This is a genomic window from Roseicyclus amphidinii, from assembly GCF_030163755.1.
GTDB classification, from domain to species: Bacteria; Pseudomonadota; Alphaproteobacteria; order Rhodobacterales; family Rhodobacteraceae; genus Roseicyclus; species Roseicyclus amphidinii.
Genome location: NZ_JASJOE010000001.1, coordinates 68,535 through 85,851, shown reverse-complemented (window position 1 = coordinate 85,851; position 17,317 = coordinate 68,535). Strand labels below are relative to the sequence as shown.

General features: G+C 66.9%; 20 protein-coding genes. 14 read left to right on the top strand and 6 right to left on the bottom strand.

The features are described from left to right. Window positions 1-48 precede the first annotated feature (48 nt). The 11 genes from bchL (at window position 49) to QQK83_RS00400 (ending at window position 9,077) form a co-directional block, all read left to right on the top strand. Entirely contained in the window at window positions 49-972 is a 924-nt protein-coding gene (gene bchL / locus QQK83_RS00450; protein ID WP_284260747.1) for a ferredoxin:protochlorophyllide reductase (ATP-dependent) iron-sulfur ATP-binding protein, read from the top strand. Window position 973: 1 nt separating this feature from the next. Further along, the gene (bchM, locus tag QQK83_RS00445; protein ID WP_284260560.1) at window positions 974-1,666 is read left to right on the top strand and encodes a magnesium protoporphyrin IX methyltransferase; all 693 of its coding nucleotides are present in this window, start codon (window positions 974-976) and stop codon (window positions 1,664-1,666) included. Continuing rightward, window positions 1,663-3,096 (top strand): PucC family protein, encoded by a 1,434-nt coding sequence (locus tag QQK83_RS00440; protein ID WP_284260558.1) that lies wholly within the window; start codon window positions 1,663-1,665, stop codon window positions 3,094-3,096. Before bchM ends, QQK83_RS00440 begins: the two co-directional genes overlap by 4 nt. Before the next feature lie 28 nt (window positions 3,097-3,124). Continuing rightward, window positions 3,125-3,910 carry a photosynthetic reaction center subunit H gene (puhA, locus tag QQK83_RS00435; protein WP_284260556.1) on the top strand — a complete coding sequence of 262 codons (786 nt, stop codon included), beginning with the start codon at window positions 3,125-3,127 and terminating at the stop codon, window positions 3,908-3,910. 69 nt (window positions 3,911-3,979) lie between these two features. Further along, window positions 3,980-4,624 carry a photosynthetic complex putative assembly protein PuhB gene (gene puhB / locus QQK83_RS00430; protein WP_284260554.1) on the top strand — a complete coding sequence of 215 codons (645 nt, stop codon included), beginning with the start codon at window positions 3,980-3,982 and terminating at the stop codon, window positions 4,622-4,624. Between the two features lie 6 nt (window positions 4,625-4,630). After that, entirely contained in the window at window positions 4,631-5,119 is a 489-nt protein-coding gene (puhC, locus tag QQK83_RS00425; RefSeq protein WP_284260552.1) for a photosynthetic complex assembly protein PuhC, read from the top strand. Between the two features lie 3 nt (window positions 5,120-5,122). Beyond that, window positions 5,123-5,419: a hypothetical protein gene (locus tag QQK83_RS00420; RefSeq protein ID WP_284260550.1), complete on the top strand. Its 297-nt coding sequence runs from the start codon at window positions 5,123-5,125 to the stop codon at window positions 5,417-5,419. Then, window positions 5,416-6,531 (top strand): magnesium-protoporphyrin IX monomethyl ester (oxidative) cyclase, encoded by a 1,116-nt coding sequence (gene acsF / locus QQK83_RS00415; RefSeq protein WP_284260549.1) that lies wholly within the window; start codon window positions 5,416-5,418, stop codon window positions 6,529-6,531. The genes QQK83_RS00420 and acsF overlap by 4 nt, the downstream gene beginning before the upstream one ends. Beyond that, window positions 6,531-7,346, top strand: coding sequence for a putative photosynthetic complex assembly protein PuhE (gene puhE / locus QQK83_RS00410; protein WP_284260547.1), 816 nt, complete (start codon window positions 6,531-6,533; stop codon window positions 7,344-7,346). The genes acsF and puhE overlap by 1 nt, the downstream gene beginning before the upstream one ends. Beyond that, window positions 7,343-8,554, top strand: a complete 1,212-nt coding sequence (gene hemA / locus QQK83_RS00405; RefSeq protein WP_284260545.1) for a 5-aminolevulinate synthase — start codon at window positions 7,343-7,345, stop codon at window positions 8,552-8,554. The genes puhE and hemA overlap by 4 nt, the downstream gene beginning before the upstream one ends. A gap of 109 nt (window positions 8,555-8,663) precedes the next feature. Next, the gene (locus QQK83_RS00400) at window positions 8,664-9,077 is read left to right on the top strand and encodes a c-type cytochrome (protein ID WP_284260543.1); all 414 of its coding nucleotides are present in this window, start codon (window positions 8,664-8,666) and stop codon (window positions 9,075-9,077) included. 60 nt (window positions 9,078-9,137) lie between these two features. Here the strand turns inward: QQK83_RS00400 and bchO are convergent, their stop codons facing one another. Genes bchO through crtA form a run of 4 tightly spaced genes read right to left on the bottom strand, consistent with a single transcriptional unit; the run spans window position 9,138 to window position 13,454 of the window. Then, the gene (bchO, locus tag QQK83_RS00395; protein ID WP_284260541.1) at window positions 9,138-10,004 is read right to left on the bottom strand and encodes an alpha/beta fold hydrolase BchO; all 867 of its coding nucleotides are present in this window, start codon (window positions 10,002-10,004) and stop codon (window positions 9,138-9,140) included. After that, window positions 10,001-11,704 (bottom strand): magnesium chelatase subunit D, encoded by a 1,704-nt coding sequence (locus QQK83_RS00390; protein WP_284260539.1) that lies wholly within the window; start codon window positions 11,702-11,704, stop codon window positions 10,001-10,003. The genes bchO and QQK83_RS00390 overlap by 4 nt, the downstream gene beginning before the upstream one ends. After that, window positions 11,701-12,705: a magnesium chelatase ATPase subunit I gene (gene bchI / locus QQK83_RS00385; RefSeq protein WP_284260746.1), complete on the bottom strand. Its 1,005-nt coding sequence runs from the start codon at window positions 12,703-12,705 to the stop codon at window positions 11,701-11,703. The genes QQK83_RS00390 and bchI overlap by 4 nt, the downstream gene beginning before the upstream one ends. Before the next feature lie 11 nt (window positions 12,706-12,716). Beyond that, window positions 12,717-13,454 (bottom strand): spheroidene monooxygenase, encoded by a 738-nt coding sequence (crtA, locus tag QQK83_RS00380; protein WP_284260538.1) that lies wholly within the window; start codon window positions 13,452-13,454, stop codon window positions 12,717-12,719. A gap of 135 nt (window positions 13,455-13,589) precedes the next feature. Here crtA and QQK83_RS00375 point away from each other — a divergent pair, with 135 nt between their 5' ends. Genes QQK83_RS00375 through tspO form a run of 3 tightly spaced genes read left to right on the top strand, consistent with a single transcriptional unit; the run spans window position 13,590 to window position 16,656 of the window. Continuing rightward, window positions 13,590-15,143: a phytoene desaturase gene (locus QQK83_RS00375; protein WP_284260536.1), complete on the top strand. Its 1,554-nt coding sequence runs from the start codon at window positions 13,590-13,592 to the stop codon at window positions 15,141-15,143. Further along, window positions 15,140-16,165: a 15-cis-phytoene synthase gene (gene crtB, locus QQK83_RS00370; protein WP_284260534.1), complete on the top strand. Its 1,026-nt coding sequence runs from the start codon at window positions 15,140-15,142 to the stop codon at window positions 16,163-16,165. The genes QQK83_RS00375 and crtB overlap by 4 nt, the downstream gene beginning before the upstream one ends. 17 nt (window positions 16,166-16,182) lie before the next feature. After that, window positions 16,183-16,656 carry a tryptophan-rich sensory protein TspO gene (gene tspO, locus QQK83_RS00365; protein WP_284260744.1) on the top strand — a complete coding sequence of 158 codons (474 nt, stop codon included), beginning with the start codon at window positions 16,183-16,185 and terminating at the stop codon, window positions 16,654-16,656. Here tspO and QQK83_RS00360 read toward each other — a convergent pair. Together QQK83_RS00360 and QQK83_RS00355 are read right to left on the bottom strand one after the other, a co-directional pair. Continuing rightward, on the bottom strand, window positions 16,653-16,997 hold the full coding sequence (locus tag QQK83_RS00360; protein ID WP_284260532.1) for a type II toxin-antitoxin system RelE/ParE family toxin: 345 nt from the start codon (window positions 16,995-16,997) through the stop codon (window positions 16,653-16,655). The two genes, tspO and QQK83_RS00360, sit on opposite strands and share 4 nt — an antisense overlap. Then, window positions 16,981-17,256 carry a type II toxin-antitoxin system ParD family antitoxin gene (locus tag QQK83_RS00355; RefSeq protein ID WP_284260530.1) on the bottom strand — a complete coding sequence of 92 codons (276 nt, stop codon included), beginning with the start codon at window positions 17,254-17,256 and terminating at the stop codon, window positions 16,981-16,983. The genes QQK83_RS00360 and QQK83_RS00355 overlap by 17 nt, the downstream gene beginning before the upstream one ends. Window positions 17,257-17,317: the final 61 nt, after the last annotated feature.

Below are 17,317 nucleotides of genomic sequence, written 5' to 3'. Positions count from 1 at the left end.
CCGACCCTGATGCTGGACGAAAGAAACCCCCCCGCCGCCCGCGCCGCCATGCGCGAGGCCGCAGGTCTGGAAAAGCGGGGCCTTGGCGCGCCGCCGGTCCTCAAGAAGGGCGAGGATGGCGAAGGCTCGCTTCAGGTCCACCAGGATGCCTCGATGAAGATCGAGGGGGCCAAGGTCTTTGCCGTCTACGGCAAGGGCGGGATCGGCAAGTCGACGACAAGCTCGAACCTGTCGGCCGCCTTTTCCAAGCTGGGCAAGAAGGTGCTGCAGATCGGTTGCGACCCGAAGCATGACTCGACCTTCACGCTCACGGGCCACCTGCAACCCACGGTCATCGACATCCTGAAAGAGGTCGATTTCCACGCCGAGGAACTGCGTCCCGAAGATTTCATGGCCCGCGGCTACAACGGCGTCATGTGCATCGAGGCCGGCGGCCCGCCCGCGGGCACCGGTTGCGGCGGCTATGTCGTGGGGCAGACGGTGAAACTGCTGAAGCAGCATCACCTGCTGGAAGACACCGATGTCGTCCTGTTCGACGTGCTGGGCGATGTCGTCTGCGGCGGCTTTGCCGCGCCGCTTCAGCATGCCGACCGCGCGGTGATCGTGACGGCCAATGATTTCGACTCGATCTACGCGATGAACCGCATCATCGCCGCCGTTCAGGCCAAGTCGAAGAACTACAACGTGCGGCTTGCGGGCTGCATCGCCAACCGGTCGAAAGACACGGATGAGGTCGACCGCTTCTGCGAGCGGACGAATTTCAAGCGCATCGGCCACATGCCCGACGTGGACGCGATCCGCCGCTCGCGGCTGAAGAAGAAGACGCTCTTCGAGATGCCCGATGACGAGGACATCGTGCAGTGCCGCGCGGAATACATCCGCCTGGCCGAGCTGATGTGGCGCGGCACCGACCCGCTGATGCCGCAGCCGCTGGAAGACCGGGACATTTTCGAACTGCTGGGATTCGACTGAGATGGTGGCAACGCCGACATACGGCGCCACGCGCGACCGCGTCGAAGCCTATTTCGACCGCACCGCCACGAAAACGTGGGAGCGGTTGACATCGGATGCGCCCGTGTCCGGCATTCGCCAGACCGTGCGCGAGGGGCGGGACAGGATGAGGGCGATCATGCTGTCCCGCCTCGCACCGGACCTGACCGGCAAGCGCGTGCTGGATGCCGGTTGCGGGACGGGTGCGATGACCGAGGAACTCGCGCGCCGCGGCGCCGAGGTGGTGGCGATCGACATCTCGCCCTCGCTGGTCGAAATCGCGGCGAAACGCCTGCCGGAAGAGTTGGCGGCCAAGGTGACCTTCACCTCGGGCGACATGTTGTCGTCGGACCTGGGGTCCTTCGATCATGTCATGGCGATGGACTCGATGATCTATTACGAGGCCCCCGACCTTGGCCGGGCGCTGGCGCATCTCTGCCCCCGTGTCCGCGAGAGCGTCGTCTTCACCGTCGCGCCGCGCACGGCCTTCCTGATGGCCTTCTGGACGCTTGGAAAGCTCTTCCCGCGCTCCGACCGGTCGCCCACGATGATCCCCCATGCGCCCAAGCGGCTGGCCCGTGAAACGGCTCTGCACGGCGCAACAGGGTCGATCACCGAGGTCGAGCGCGTGAGCCGCGGCTTCTACATCTCGACATGCCTGGAGTACCGGGCATGAAGACCCTGCTGAAGCGCATCTCGGTCGCCTACCTGCCCTTCGCCGATGCGGCGTCGGACGAGTTGCCGCTTGGCCAGTTGCTGCGCCTGTCGCTGTTCCAGATCTCGGTCGGCATGGCGATGGTCATGCTGCTCGGCACGCTCAACCGCGTGATGATCGTGGAGCTTCAGGTTCCGGCCTTTCTCGTCGCCTCGATGGTGGCGTTGCCCGTGCTGATCGCGCCCTTCCGCGCGCTGCTGGGCTTCAAGTCGGACACCTACAAATCCGCAATCGGCTGGAAGCGCATTCCTTACCTGTGGTTCGGCACTCTCTGGCAGTTCGGCGGCCTTGCCATCATGCCCGCGGCCCTGCTGGTGCTGGGCGGCGATGTCACGCAGGTGCGTTACGACATCCCCTATGCGGGTGAGCTGCTGGCCGGCATCGCCTTCCTGATGACCGGCCTGGGGATGCACATGACCCAGACCGCGGGGCTGGCGCTGGCCGCCGACCGCGCGACGGACGAGACGCGGCCGCGGGTCGTGGCGCTGCTCTATGTCATGTTCCTGATCGGCATGGGCGGCTCGGCGCTGGTGATCGGCTGGCTCCTGCGGGAGTTCACCGCGATCGAGCTGATCCAGGTGATCCAGGGCACCGCCGTGGTGACCGTCGTCCTGAACGTCATCGCCCTGTGGAAACAGGAAACCGTGCGTCCGATGACCAAGGCCGCGCGCGAGGCCGAGGAAACACCCAGTTTCCGCGACGCATGGGCCGATTACCTGAGCGGCGGCGTGGCCGGGCGGCTTCTGGTCGTCGTGTTCCTCGGCACCATGGCCTTCAACATGCAGGACGTGCTGCTCGAGCCTTATGGCGGCGAGATCCTCGGGCTTTCCGTGTCGGCAACCACGCTTCTGACTGCCAGTTGGGCCGTGGGTGCGCTGGTGGCCTTCGGCCTTGCCGCGAAATGGCTGGCGGGCGGGATCAACCCGTTCCGCATGGGCGGGCGCGGCATCCTTGCGGGGCTTGCCGCCTTCTCCGCCGTGATCTTTGCGCATCCGTGGGACTCGACGCCGCTGTTCTTCGCGGGCGCGATGCTGATCGGCTTCGGCGGCGGCCTCTTCTCGGTCGCCACGCTGACCGCGGCGATGACCATGCCCGCGGGCAAGGCGGGCCGGGGCCTTGCGCTGGGCGCGTGGGGTGCTGCGCAGGCGACCGCCGCGGGGCTGGCCACGCTGATCGGCGGGGGGCTGCGCGATGTCATCAATTCCGCCGCGACGCAGGGGCACCTGGGCGTCGCGCTCAACGATCCGGCGACCGGCTACTCGGTGGTCTACCACCTCGAGATCCTGCTGCTTTTCGTAACACTGGTGGCCCTCGGGCCGCTTGTCCGCACTGCAACGACCAACAGGGAAGGGGGGGCCGGAAAGTTCGGGCTCGCCGACCTGCCCACCTGAAACCGCCGAACCCTGAAAGGACCACATCATGACAAACGCGTTCTTCGGCAATTTCGACCTCGCCAGCCTGAGCATCTGGCTGTTCTGGATCTTCTTCGCCCTGCTGATCTACTACCTGCAGACCGAGAACATGCGCGAAGGCTATCCGCTGGAAAACGAGGACGGCACCGCCGCCCCGAACCAGGGCCCCTTTCCGGTTCCCAACGCCAAGACCTTCAAGCTGATGCATGGCCGCGGCGAAGTGACCGTGCCCTCGCCCGAGAACGAGGAGGCGCACCGCCGCACCGATCTCGCGATGGAAAAGGTCGCCTTCGCGGCCGGCAACGGCTACCCCTATGACCCCACCGGCGACGGCATGGTCGACGGGATCGGCCCGGGCGCATGGGTTCCGCGCCGCGACGTGCCGGAACTGGACGGCCACGGCCACGCCAAGATCGTGCCCATGGGCAAGACCGAGACGTTCCGCGTTTCCGCCGGGCGCGACCCGCGCGGCATGCCGGTTCATGCCGGTGACGGCGCGGTGGTCGGCACGGTCAGCGACATGTGGGTTGATGCCCCCGAGCAGCTGGTCCGTTACCTCGAGATCGAGCTTGATGCGGATCATGGCGGCGGCTCGCGCCTCGTGCCGATCCACTTCTGCCGGATCTGGGGCGGCAAGGTGAAGATCAACGCCATCTACGGCAAGCACTTCGCAAATGTGCCGCTGACCAAGTCGTCGACGCAGATCACGCTGCTCGAGGAGGAAAAGATCTCGGCCTATTACGGCGGCGGCATCCTCTATGCCTCGCAGGATCGGATCGACCCGCTGCTCTGACACGCGCCTAAGCCCGGCGCGCCTCAGACACGCGCCGGGTCCACGACCCAAGGCAAGGAGAAACGACCGATGCCACATGATCACGACGATTTCGCCACCGAACCGGTGCGCGGCCTGCCCGAGGAGCTGCCCACGGGCGAGGAAATCCTGTGGCAGGGTCAGCCCGCCTGGTGGCAACTCGCCAAGGAGGCGCTCAGCTTCTGGTGGGTGGCCGGGTATTTCACGTTCCTCTTCGCGTGGCGCACCATCGCCGGTGCCGCGACCGAGACATGGGTGGAAAGCGCGACGGCCGCGTCCTTCTTCCTCGTGCTGGGCGGCATCGTCTGCGCCATCCTGCTTCTGGTCGCGCTGATGCAGGCCAAGGCGACGGTCTACACCATCACCAACAAGCGCGTCGCGCTGCGCATCGGCGCGGCGCTGACGATGACGCTGAACATTCCCTTTCGCAAAGTGGCGAATGCCGAACTGGGCATCCGCAAGAACGGCACCGGCACCATCGCGCTGGAGCTGCTGGAAGATGACGGCGTGCGCCTGTCCTACATCCTGACCTGGCCGCATGTGCGCCCGTGGAAGATGAAGCAGACCCAGCCCGCGCTGCGCTGCATCCCCGATGCGCGCAAGGTCGCCGCGATCCTGGCCGAGGCGGCGGAAACCGCCGTTTCCGTGCCCGTCATCGAAACCGTCCCGGCCGCCCGGCCGGTCGCAGCGGAGTAACGCGCCATGGCCTATACCCGCAGCTACACCAAACCGGAACAGAAGCTGGTCGAGCGCGACAAGGAGATGGTGCCGACCATCCTTGTCCGCGCGATGTTCGTCCTTTGCGTCTGCGTCCTGATCATCGTGTCCTATGCCCGTCTCACCGACCGCCCGCTCGAGGCGATGCCGCCCTCCGAGGCGGAGGTGCCCGTGGTGCAGGAACGCGTGATCCGCATCTTCGGCCAGATGGACGGCTCGGCCCGTGTTCTGGACGTCGACGGCAACCTGATCGCCAATCTAGGACCCACCGAAGGCGGCTTTGTCGCCGGCATCTACCGCGTGCTGGAGCGGGAGAGGGGGGCCGTCGGCCTCCATGCATCGGAGCCCATCCGGCTTGTGCGCTTTTCAGACGGGCGCATCGGGCTTCGTGACGACGTGACCGATTTCCGGGCCGAACTGTTCGGCTTCGGGGCGGATAACGAGGCGGTGTTCGCCCGCCTGCTGGAGGAATGACCGATGGGATTGTTGACGAAAGAGTTCGAAACCGCGCCCTGCGTGGTCGAGGTGAGCCACTGCTTCGACTCGCTCCATGCGCATGTGAAATTCCTGAACGGGGCCGTGATCAACCCCGGTGACGAGGTGCAGGTGCAGGGCCCGCCGGTGATGGCCGCCTATGGCGAGGTCGTCCGCGAAGAGCGCATGGCGCGCATCGCGCGGGCGTCCAAGCTGGAACAGCTCTGGACCCGGATGACCGGCGACTTCGAATTCATGGAACTCTGCGAGTTCTCATTCTCCGAGGAGGTCTCGGTATGAAAGACCTGACCCATTCCGCCGACGCCACCACCGTCGAAGAGGCGCTGGCCGCCTCCAACCACCAGGGCATCGTCGACAGCGAGGGCGCGACCGCGCTCGCCATGCAGAACACGCTGCTGACGCCGCGCTTCTACACCACCGATTTCGACGAGCTGGACGCGATCGACGTCTCCTCCGTCCGTCAGGACTGGGACCTGCTGATCGCGCAGATGAAGGCCGACCCGAACAGGGGCCATTTCAAGAAGAACGAGGACTGGGACCATATCGACTGGGAGAACATGGAGCCCAAGCTCAAGGCCGAGTTCATCGACTTTCTCGTGTCCTCCTGCACCGCCGAGTTCTCGGGCTGCGTCCTGTACAAGGAGATGAAGCGCCGCGGGAACAACGAGGATATCGTCACCCTGTTCCAGCTGATGGCCCGTGACGAGGCGCGCCATGCCGGTTTCATCAACGACGCGCTGCGCGAGGCGGGGATCGCGGTGAACCTTGGTTTCCTGACGCAGAAGAAGAAATACACCTATTTCCGGCCCAAGTTCATCTACTACGCGACCTACCTGTCGGAAAAGATCGGCTACGCCCGTTACATCACCATCTACCGCCACCTCGAGAAGAACCCCGAGCTGCGGTTCCACCCGATCTTCAAGTGGTTCAAGGAATGGTGCAACGACGAGTTCAGCCATGGCGAGGCCTTTGCCCTGCTGATGAAGACCGACCCCAAGCTGACCCAGAGCTTCGCCAACAAGCTGTGGATCAAGTTCTTCCTGACGGCGGTCTATTCCACGATGTACGTGCGCGACCACCAGCGCCCGGCCTTCCATGCCGCCCTCGGCGTCGATCCCGACTGGTACGCGCATGAGGTCTTTACCAAGACCTCCGAGATCTCGAAGCAGGTCTTCCCGCTGACGCTCGATATCGACCATCCGCGCTGGCAGAAGGGGCTCGAGGCGCTGCAACGCGCCAATGCCGATCTCGCCGAGGCCAAGAAGACCGGCAACCTCTTCAAGCGCGTCGGTGCCATGGCGCGGGCGGCTACGGCCTTTGTCGGGCTCTACACGATCCCGGCGGTCAAGCATGCCGTCCCCGCCTCCACCCGGTTGGAGCCTGCTTACTGATGCTGCACTCGCCCTGGATCGCGGCCCTTGTGGCCTTGTTCCTCTGGTGGTTCTCCACCGGGGCGATCCTGATGGCCGTCCGGCGCGCGGACCGCGAAGGGGCCAAGGCGCGGCTTTGGGCCGTGCTGTGGAACCTGCCGTTCCTCGTGCTGGGCGCTTTCGGCTTTGCCGATACGCTGGGCAACACAACGGTCGCGGGCGTCTACGTGGCCTTCCTGTCGGCGCTGGCGCTCTGGGGCTGGATCGAACTGGCCTTCCTGACCGGTGTCATCACCGGCCCGGTGCGCCAGCCGCTCAAGGACGGTGTCCCCGAATGGGAGCGGTTCATCCGCGCCTGGGGCACCATCGCCTATCACGAGATGCTGCTGGCCTTCACGCTGCTGGCGATGATCACCGCCAGCTATGGCGCGGAAAACCAGTTCGGCATGTGGACCTTTGCCGTCCTCTTCGCCGCCCGCATTTCGGCCAAGCTCAACCTCTATCTCGGGGTCCGCAAGATCAACGTGGAGTTCATCCCCGAGCACCTGAACCACCTGCCCAGCCATTTCCGCACAGCGCGGATGAACTGGCTTTTCCCGATCTCGATCACCGGTCTGAGCGTCGCCGCCGCCTACTGGCTCGGCCACATCTTTGCCGCCGAAACCGCGGCCGACGCGGTGGGTTACGCCCTTTTGGGCGCGCTCACCGCGCTGGCCCTGCTGGAACACTGGTTCATGGTGCTCCCGCTTCCCGACGAGAAACTCTGGCGCTGGATGCTCCCTTCGCGCCCTGCGCCCACCAACCAAGCAATACTGCATAGCGAGGATGCCCGATGAACTTTGACAAGCTGTTTCAAGCCCAGCTCGATCAACTGAAAGAAGAGGGCAATTATCGCATCTTCGCCGAACTCGAACGCGCCTGCGGGCAGTTTCCGCGGGTGAAGAACCATTCGCATGGTCAGGACGAGGTCACCGTCTGGTGTTCCAACGATTACCTCGGCATGGGCCAGCACCCCAGCGTGATCGAGGCGATGGTCACGACCGTGCAGGATTGCGGCACCGGCGCTGGCGGCACGCGCAACATCTCGGGCAATGCCTGGCACCACAAGCAGCTCGAGGCCGAGCTGGCCGACCTGCACGGCAAGGAAGCGGCGCTTCTGTTCACCAGCGGTTACGTCTCGAACTGGGCCGCGCTGTCGACGCTGGGCGCGCGCCTGCCCAACGCGGTGATCCTGTCGGACGAGCTGAACCACGCCTCGATGATCGAGGGCATCCGCCACGCGCGCTGCCAGAAGGTCATCTGGAAGCACAACGACCCCGAAGACCTCGACCGCAAGCTGGCGGCCCTTCCGGCCAATGCGACCAAGATCGTGGCCTTTGAATCGGTCTACTCGATGGATGGCGACATCGCGCCGATCAAGGAAATTCTCGACGTCTGCGACAAGCATGGCGCGATGTCCTACATCGACGAGGTTCACGCCGTCGGCATGTATGGCCCCCGCGGCGGCGGCGTGGCCGAGCGCGAGGGGCTGATGGACCGCATCACCCTGATCGAGGGGACGCTGGGCAAGGCTTACGGCGTCGTCGGCGGCTATATCACCGGGTCACATGCGCTGGTCGATTTCATCCGCAGCTTCGCCAGCGGGTTCATCTTCACCACCGCCCTGCCGCCCGCTGTTGCCGCGGCCGCGACCGCCTCGATCAGGCATCTCAAGGAAAGCTCCTACGAGCGTGACATGCAGAAGCGGCAGGTCGCCCGCCTGCGCGCGCGTCTCGATGCCGAGGGTATCCCGCACGAGATGAACCCGTCCCACATCATCCCGGTGATGGTGAAGGACCCGGTCAAGTGCCGGATGCTGTCGGATATCCTGATGGACCAGTTCGGCATCTACGTGCAGCCGATCAACTACCCCACCGTGCCCAAGGGGACCGAGCGGCTGCGCTTCACCCCCGGCCCGCTGCACACCGACGAGGATATCGAATACCTGGTCATGGCGCTCAAGACGCTGTGGAAACAATGCGCGATCGCCCATGCGGTTGCGTGAATTCCGTTAGAAAAAACTGGACCCTTGGCGAAACGACATAGTTTATGCACCCGGGACCAACCTGAAGGGAGACTACCCCATGAGTCGCAAAATCGTGCTTGCTGCGGCAATGACGCTTCTTTCCGCACCGATGGCATTGGCCGACGCCCATGCCGCTTCGGGCGACGCCGCGGCCGGTGAGGCCGCATTCCGCCAGTGCGTGGCCTGCCACGTCGTCGTGAACGAGGCCGGCGACACGCTTGCCGGCCGCAACGCGCGCACCGGCCCGAACCTCTACGGGATCGCGGGCGCACCGATCGCGCATGTCGAGGATTTCCGCTACTCGCCCGGCCTGACCGCGCTGAACGAGGCCGGCGTCGTGTGGACCGAGGAAAACTTCGTCGCCTACGTGCAGGACCCGACCGGCTACATCCGGGAGGCCTCCGGCGACAACAGCGCGCGTGGCGCGATGGCGTTCCGCGTCCGCTCGGAAGAAGACGCGGTCAACCTCTACGCCTACCTGGTGTCGCTCGCGGCCGAGTGATCGGCAGGGCAAACTGACGGCAACAAGATCACGAAGGGCGTCCCCATGGGGCGCCCTTTGTCATTCGGCCGTAGCCCGGGCCGTGAAGCGCAGGATCTCGTCGGCGACGCGCTCGGGCACCTCTTCGTGGGCGATATGGCCCACGCCGGGCAGCGCGATCAGCCTTGCGTCCGGCATCGCCTGCGCTGCGCGTTCGGCCACGCGAAGGGCGACCGCCCCGTCACGCTCGCCATGGATGAACAGCGTCGGCGTGGCGATGCCGGCCAAGGCCCGGTTCAGCTCGTCCAGCGACCATTGCGCCATCATCGCCAGCGTGCCGTCCACATGGGCGCGGCGCTGGATGAGGTGTGCGTAGCGCGCCACCCCCTCCTCGCTCAGTTCGGTGCCCGCGCTCGACAGCACCCTGCGGACCTGCTCGACCGAGCGCCCGCCCTGGCTGATCAGTAGCCCGGTAAACGGGTTCAGCGCCAGCATCCTGGCCATCATCGGGAAAAGCCATCCGGCAGCCCCGCGAAAATTCTCGAGGGCGCCGTTCAGGATCACCAGCCGGTCGGGCCGCAACAGACCCTGACGCGCCAGTTCGAGACTGACAGCGCCCCCCGCCGAATGGCCGATCACGAGGCGCGGCGACCACCCCTCCTGCGCGCAGAGCGACGCGATATCGGCGGCGACGTCCCCCAGCCTGGCCCGTCCGCGCGGGCTGCGCGTCCAGCCATGGCCGGGCAGGTCCAGCGCGATGACGCGGTGCCGGTCGGCGAGATGGGGCACCAGCGCCGCCCAGCTGTGTGCCGAGGCGCCCGCGCCATGCAGCAGCAGGATGTCGGGACCCTCGCCCGTCACCTGCACATGCCAGCGATGGGGCCGTGCGGCGACGATCCGGCTGGCCCCGCGATAGGGCCAGTCGGCGGGGGGCAGCAGGTCGGTCATGCCGGGGTCAGCGACGCATCCACCGCCGCCGACAGCGTCTTCGCATCCGCGCGCGGCAAGGGCAGGTAGGGTGCCCCCATCTCGCGCGCCAGCGCGTCAAGGCCGCGGGTGGGCCGCAGCCCGGTGTCGATCACCAGCCCCGGCCAGCCCCGCGCCCGGATCGCGCGCGCCATCGCGGTCGCGTCCTCGCCCGCCTGCGCGCGGTTGGCGATGCCCGAAAGGTCCACGTTCGCGCGCCCGTCGGTCAGCAGGGCGACCGAGGGCGTCATCCCCTTGCCCTGCGCCAGCAGCGCCAGCTCCAGCGCCGCGCGCAGGCCCGCGGCCAGCGGCGTGCCACCGCCACCGGGCAGTTGCGCAAGGCGGCGCTTGGTCTGCACCAGCGAGCGGGTGGGCGGCAAAAGCACCTCGGCCCCGTCGCCGCGGAAGGCCACCAGCGCGACATGGTCGCGGCGGGCATAGGCCTCGCCCAGCAAGAGCTCGATCGCCCCCTTCGCCTCGCCCAGCCGGGCCAGCGCGGCGGAGCCGGAGGCGTCGACCACGAAGATGATCGCGCGGTCCGACGTTTCTTCGAACTGGCGCAGGCGGATGTCGGACATGCGGATATGGAGGCGCTCATGATCGCCCACCGCCTTGCGCCGCATCGGCTGCCACGGCGCAGCCGCGCGCAGCGTCGCCACGAGGTCCACACGCGCCTCGCCGCCCATGCGACCGGGCCGCGAGGGCAGGGGGCGACCACGGCGGTTGCCTTTCTTGGCGGCCCCCGTGCCGCTGGCCGATTGGCTGGCGCGGGCGGCACGCCCTGCCTGCAGGCGGGCGAGAAGATCGGGGGGGAGCATGGCCTTGGCGGCCTCGAGCAGCATCTCGGCGGGGGGCAGGGGGGTGTCGTCCTGCTCGCCGTCCTGCTCGGGCTGGTCTTCGGGCTGGTCGGGTTGCTCCGGCTCGGGGTTCTCTTCGGGCGCGTCGCTTTCCGTCTCGGGGATCTGCGTGGCGCGGGGGGCAAGGACCAACTCGACCGCAAGGGTCAGGTCGGCGGCCTCCACCTCCGTCTCGCCCGAAAGCGCGGCCGAGGCGCGGGCGACGGCCAGCGCCTGCAACGGTGCGCGCAGCGACAGGATGCCGAGCCGGGCTGCGACCTCGGCCAGTTCGGCGATGGCGGTCTCGGGAACCGTGACAAGAGGCAGAAGCGCGCGCGCCTCGGCCAATGCCTCGGGGTCGAGGGGCAGGTCGGGGGCATCGGACAGGCTCTGTTCCGCCAGTTCGAGATGAATCGCGAGCCTGTCAGCCAGCGCCGATGGCAAGGTCTCCTCCGGCTCCGCGCCTTCGTCGAAGGCGATCAGGGACAGACCCTGTTTCCCGTCCAGCGCCCCGGCAAGACGGGCCGCAAGCGCCGGCTTGACCCGCTCGGCCATGGGCATGACCAACACGGCAGGCTCGCCCAGCAAGCCACGGGTGCGCACCACGTGCCCTTCGGCCAAGGTTGCGGCCAGATCGACACCGCCAAACAGCGCGTCATCCCCAATACCGGGGTGGAGGCGGCGCAGAGTCAGACCCTGCAAGGCGGTTTCGAGACCTTTTTGCACCCGGTCCCGCACAGGCCCGACACGGGCGCGCAGCCAGATGCCGCCAAGCGCGGCAGGGTCGAGCGCGAAACAGGCCAGCGCAAGGTTGACCCGGCTCCAACGCTCTTCGCCGGCGCTCACGCCAGCACCTCCTCCACCACGCGTTCCACGCGGGTGGTCGACCCGGCCTCGTCCAGCGGATCGCGGCGCAGGCGGTGGCGCAGCGCCGACGGCGCAACGCGGCGCAGCTGGTCGCGGCTGACGGACACGGCCCCGTCGAAGGCGGCCAGCGCGCGGGCGGCGCGCAGCAGCGTCAGTTCCCCGCGCAACCCGTCGGACCCGAGCGCGACGCAAAGTTCCGCGCAATCGCGCAGCATCTCGTCACCTGCGGCGACACCCGGCAGGGCCGCGCGAGCGTCCAGGATGCGCTGGCGCAGCTCCATGTCGGCACCCCGCCATTCGGTCAGGAACCCACCCGCGTCGCGGTCATAGGCGTCGCGGCGGCGGATCACCTCGATCCGCGTCTCGATATCACGGGGCGAGGTCACCTCGACCGACAGGCCGAAACGGTCCAGCAGCTGCGGGCGCAGCTCGCCTTCCTCGGGGTTGCCGGAGCCGACCAGCACGAACCGCGCGGCATGGCGGATCGACAGCCCCTCGCGCTCGACCACGTTCTGACCCGATTGGGCCACGTCGAGCAGCAGGTCGACAAGGTGATCCTCCAGCAGGTTCACCTCGTCGATATAGAGATACCCGCGGTTGGCCCGCGCGAGCAGCCCCGGCTCGAAGGCCTTTTCACCCAGGGTCAGCGCCTTTTCGATGTCGAGCGCGCCGACGACGCGATCCTCGGTCGCGCCCAGCGGCAGGTCGATCACCGGCGTCGGTTTCTCCACGACATGCCGGTCCACGACCTTGGCCCAGTCGGGAATGTCCCCCTCATGCGCCGAGTTGACGGGGCAGCCCGCGACGGCCTCGATGGGCGGCAGCAGCGCGGCAAGCCCGCGGACGGCGGTGGATTTGCCGGTGCCGCGGTCGCCGAAGACGAGCACGCCGCCGATGCCGGGGTCGATGGCCGTGAGGATCATGGCCTGTTTCATGTCCTCCTGCCCGACGATGGCGGTAAAGGGGAACGGGCCTGTCAAAGCGAAATCCTTCATTCGGCGGCAACTTTCATCTGGTCGGTCATGTCTTGCGGTCCGCGGGTCAGGTCGGGTGTCTGGCCCGCCCATGTGCCTTCGATGGCATCGACTCGGAACCGGGCGTAAAGGTCTTCGCGGAACAGTTTCCCCTCGCGCACCTCGCGGATGGCCTGTGCATGGGGGCCGTCGGCGCGGGCGAAGGCGGCCATGGTCCGGGTGTCGGGCCAGATCGAGAATGTCGCCTGACGGACCATCGGCAACTCGCCGATGCCGATCTTGAAGATCACGTTGGGATCGCGCCCGATGGCGCGGGAAATCGCGGGCTCCTGCCGCCAGAAGCGGGCGGCGCTGCGCAGCTTGACCGTGGCGCGCGTCAGGGCGGCAACCGGGCCGCCCGGTTCCACGTCCTGCGGGGTGAAGGGCTCGGCCCCGTCCCAGCGCCCGCGGGCGGAGGTGGGGGTGAGGAAGACGGTCATCCGTTCCTCCGACATCTCGGCATAGCGGCGAAAGATGCGGGTGCCGAACATCGCGCGGCGCGCGGTGCCATGGTCGGGCCAGGTGGCGAGAATCGCGTAGACCGAGGTGTCGGGAACGGGGGTGAACCCCTCGCCCACGCCGGACCCGCAAAGCTTCACCGTGCCGATCTTCGGGATCGCGCGGAGGGCGAATCGGGCGGGGCCCATCTGAAACAAGGCCCATGCACGCGCAGGGGCAGAGCCGAAGCGATACAGGCTCAAGGTTACGGATTGCATGGCCGGTCTCTCCATGTGTCAACTTAGTCTGACATAATGACGCTGCGAGGAAAAGGCATTTCGCGCCTAGATTGTCTTGGCAAAACGTCGCCGCATGACCTATTGTAAATCTTGCTAGACAGTTTGAGGCCAAGGATGACCGACCGACCGACCACCGCCGGCCCCTCCAGCGCGATCGTCATCGGGGCGGGGCTTGGCGGGCTATCCGCCGCGATGCGGCTGGGCGCCAAGGGCTACCGGGTGACGCTGCTGGACCGGCTCGACCGGGCGGGCGGGCGTGGATCGTCGGTCACGCAGAACGGCCACCGCTTCGACCTTGGCCCGACCATTGTGACCGTACCGCAGGTGTTCAAGCAGCTCTGGTCAGACTGCGGCCGCGACTTCGACCGCGAGGTCGATCTGCGCCCGGTCGATCCCTATTACGAGATCCGCTGGCGCGATGGCTCGGTCTTTACCGTCCGGCAGGACGAAGAGGCGATGATCGAGGAGGTTCACCGCCTCAGCCCCCGCGATGTGCCGGGCTACATGAAATTCCTGAAGGACAGCGAGGCGCGATATCAATTCGGCTTCGAAGGGCTGGGCCGCCGCCCGATGAACAAGCTGATGGACCTGATCCGCGAGCTGCCCGGTTTCGTGAAACTGCGCGCCGACCGCTCGGTCTATGGCCACGCGAGCGCCCGCGTCCGCGATCCTCGCCTGCGGATGGCGCTGTCGTTCCACCCGCTCTTCATCGGGGGCGACCCGACGCATGTGACCTCGATGTATATCCTTGTTTCGCATCTCGAAAAGGAGTTCGGGGTGCATTACGCGATGGGCGGCGTGCAGGCGATGGCCGACGCGATGGTCCGCGTGATCGAGGATCAGGGCGGCACCGTGCGCCGTGGCGTCGAGGTGGACGAGATCACCGTTTCCGGCGGGAACGCCGACGGCGTCGTGACCACCGAAGGCGAGCGCATCGCCGCCGATATCGTCGTCTCGAACGCCGATCCCGGGCACACCTATGATCGGCTTCTGCGGAACCAGACCAAGACGCGTTGGACCAAGCAGCGGCTGAACCGCTCGCGTTGGTCCATGGGGCTGTTCGTCTGGTATTTCGGGACGAAGGGGACGGCGGGCAAATGGTCTGACGTGGGACACCACACGATCCTGAACGGGCCGCGCTACAAGGGGTTGCTGAACGACATCTTCATGAAGCGGCACCTGGCGCATGACATGTCGATCTACCTGCACCGCCCCTCGGTCACGGACCCGTCGGTGGCGCCCAAGGGGGATGACACCTTCTACGCCCTCAGCCCGGTGCCGAACCTGCACGGCGCGGACAGCGTCGACTGGGCCGAGATGGAGGAGACCTATCGCCAGCGCCTCGCCCGCGTGCTGGACGAGCAGCTGATCCCCGGCTTCGAGGATCACCTGTCGGCCAGCCATATCCTGACCCCGGCCAGTTTCGAGAGCCGCTACCTCAGCCCCCATGGCGCGGGCTTCAGCCTCGAGCCGCGGATTTTCCAATCGGCGTGGTTCCGGCCGCACAATATTTCCGAGGAGTTCGGCAACCTCTTTCTCGTCGGCGCGGGCACCCATCCCGGTGCCGGTATCCCCTCGGTCGTGACCTCCTCCGAGGTGCTGACTCAGCTGGTGCCGAATGCGCCCCGCCCGCTGGTGCTGCCGCAAACCAAGATGGCCGCGGAATGATTGCCGAGGCCGACCGCGACTGGTGCCGGGAGGCGATCCGCGAAGGGTCTTATTCCTTCCACGCGGCCTCGAAACTCCTGCCCGCCGATATCCGCGACGCGGCGCTTGCGCTTTACGCCTTTTGCCGTGTCGCCGATGACGAGGTCGACTTCGGCGACAACAAGCCCGCCGCGGTCCTCGCGCTGCGCGACAGGCTCGATCTGGCCTATTCGGGTCGCCCAAGGAACGCGCCCGCCGACCGCGCCTTTGCAGCGTTGATCGAGGATTACGACATGCCCCGCGCGCTGCCCGAGGCGCTGCTGGAGGGGCTGGCCTGGGACGGGATGGAGCGGCGCTATGCCAGCCTGTCCGATGTCCGCGCCTATTCCGCGCGTGTCGCCGCCGCCGTGGGGGCGATGATGTGCGTTCTGATGCGCGTGCGCGATCCCAATGCGCTGGCGCGGGCCTGTGACCTGGGCGTTGCGATGCAGCTGACGAACATCGCCCGCGACGTGGGCGAGGATGCGCGGGCAGGCCGCCTCTACCTGCCGACCGACTGGCTGGAGGAGGCGGGCATCGACCTCGACGCCTTCTTTGCGAACCCCCGGCCCTCGCCCGCGCTGCGCCGCATCGTCAAGCGCCTGCTGGCCGAGGCGAACCGCCTCTATTTCCGGTCCGAGGCGGGGATCAAGGGCCTGCCCCTTGCCGCGCGGCCCGGCATCTTCGCGGCGCGCCATTGTTACGACGCCATCGGGCGGCAATTGGCGCGCAACGGGCATGACAGCGTGACCTGCCGCGCCTTCACCACGCGGCGGCAGAAGCTGGGGCTTCTGGGTTGGTCGATCCTGCGGGCCGGGTCGGTCACGGTCTTTCCGCAAAGCGCGGTGATCTACGCCAAGCCGCTGCCCGAGGTCGCCTTTCTCGTCGAGGCCGCGGCGCATCCCGACGCGGCGAAAACCGGCTGGGGCGACGGCGTGCTGTCGGTTCTGTCGCAGCTCGAAGCGCGCGATCGGACCGCGCCTGCCTTGGCGCGGAGCGCGTGACGCCCTATCTGCTCTTCATGGATTGGGGATTGTTCGCCATTTTTCTGGCCGCCTGCGGGGCGGCTGCCACGACCGGCTCGATGTTCATGCCGGGCGCGTGGTACCGCGGCCTGTCGAAACCCGGCTGGACGCCGCCCGACTGGGTCTTTCCCGTGGCATGGACGGTGCTCTACCTCTCCTCCGCCATCGCCGCGGCCCGTATCGCGCCGCTTGAGGGCAACGCCTATGGCATGGCCTTCTGGGCGATGCAGATCGCCTTCAACACGCTCTGGACGCCGGTCTTCTTCGGGCTGCACCGGATCAAGGCGGCCTTCGTCATCATGGCCTTCCTCTGGATCGCGGTGGCGGGCACGATGGTGACCTTCTTCCAGCTCGACTGGATCGCGGGGGCCTTGTTCGTGCCCTACCTGGTGTGGGTGACCATCGCGGGCGCACTGAACGGCAGCGTGTGGATGCGCAACCCGAAGGAAGCGGCGCAGCCGACGGGTTAACGCAGCATCCGCGCTAGCATGCGGCGGGTATGATCCTGCCCGCCGTGGAAGACGGCGAGAATGCGAACGGTCTGCGTGTCTTCGATGACGTCGAAATAGACGATGAACCGATCCATGGTGACATTGCGCACGCCGCGCCCAAGGTCAGGCCTGAGCGTTCCGCGGTAGGGGGCGTTCGACAGCCCTTGCAAGGCCCGTGCAAGATGGGTCAGCCGGCGCTCGGCCTCTGCCTCGGCTTGATCGGTCGAGCTGCCGACGCGAAGGGCGTTGTTAGCGAAAAAGTCGAGGATTTCCTCAAGATCCGAGGCAACGCTCTCTCCACGTTCAAGCTTGTACGCCACGCTTGGCCCGCCAATTCGTCACGACCTTGCGTGTCAGTTCGCCGGGTGGTTCCATGGGTACGAAAGGCCCCTTCCGCCGTTCCTCCAGCACCGCGCGCAGCGCCTCGACATCGGCCATCTCGGCCTCGCGCTCCATCTGGAGGCGGTCGAGGCCGTGCTGGATCACGGCGCTGATGCTGGCGTAGCGGCCTTCCTCCACCAGCTTGCGGGCAAAGGCGGCCTGCTGGTCGCTGAGCGATACGGATGTCTTCACGGTCATGGGTCAGCCCCCTTGGTGCTACTGGGTAGTATAGCGGCAAGGCGCGCAAAGAAAAAGGGCG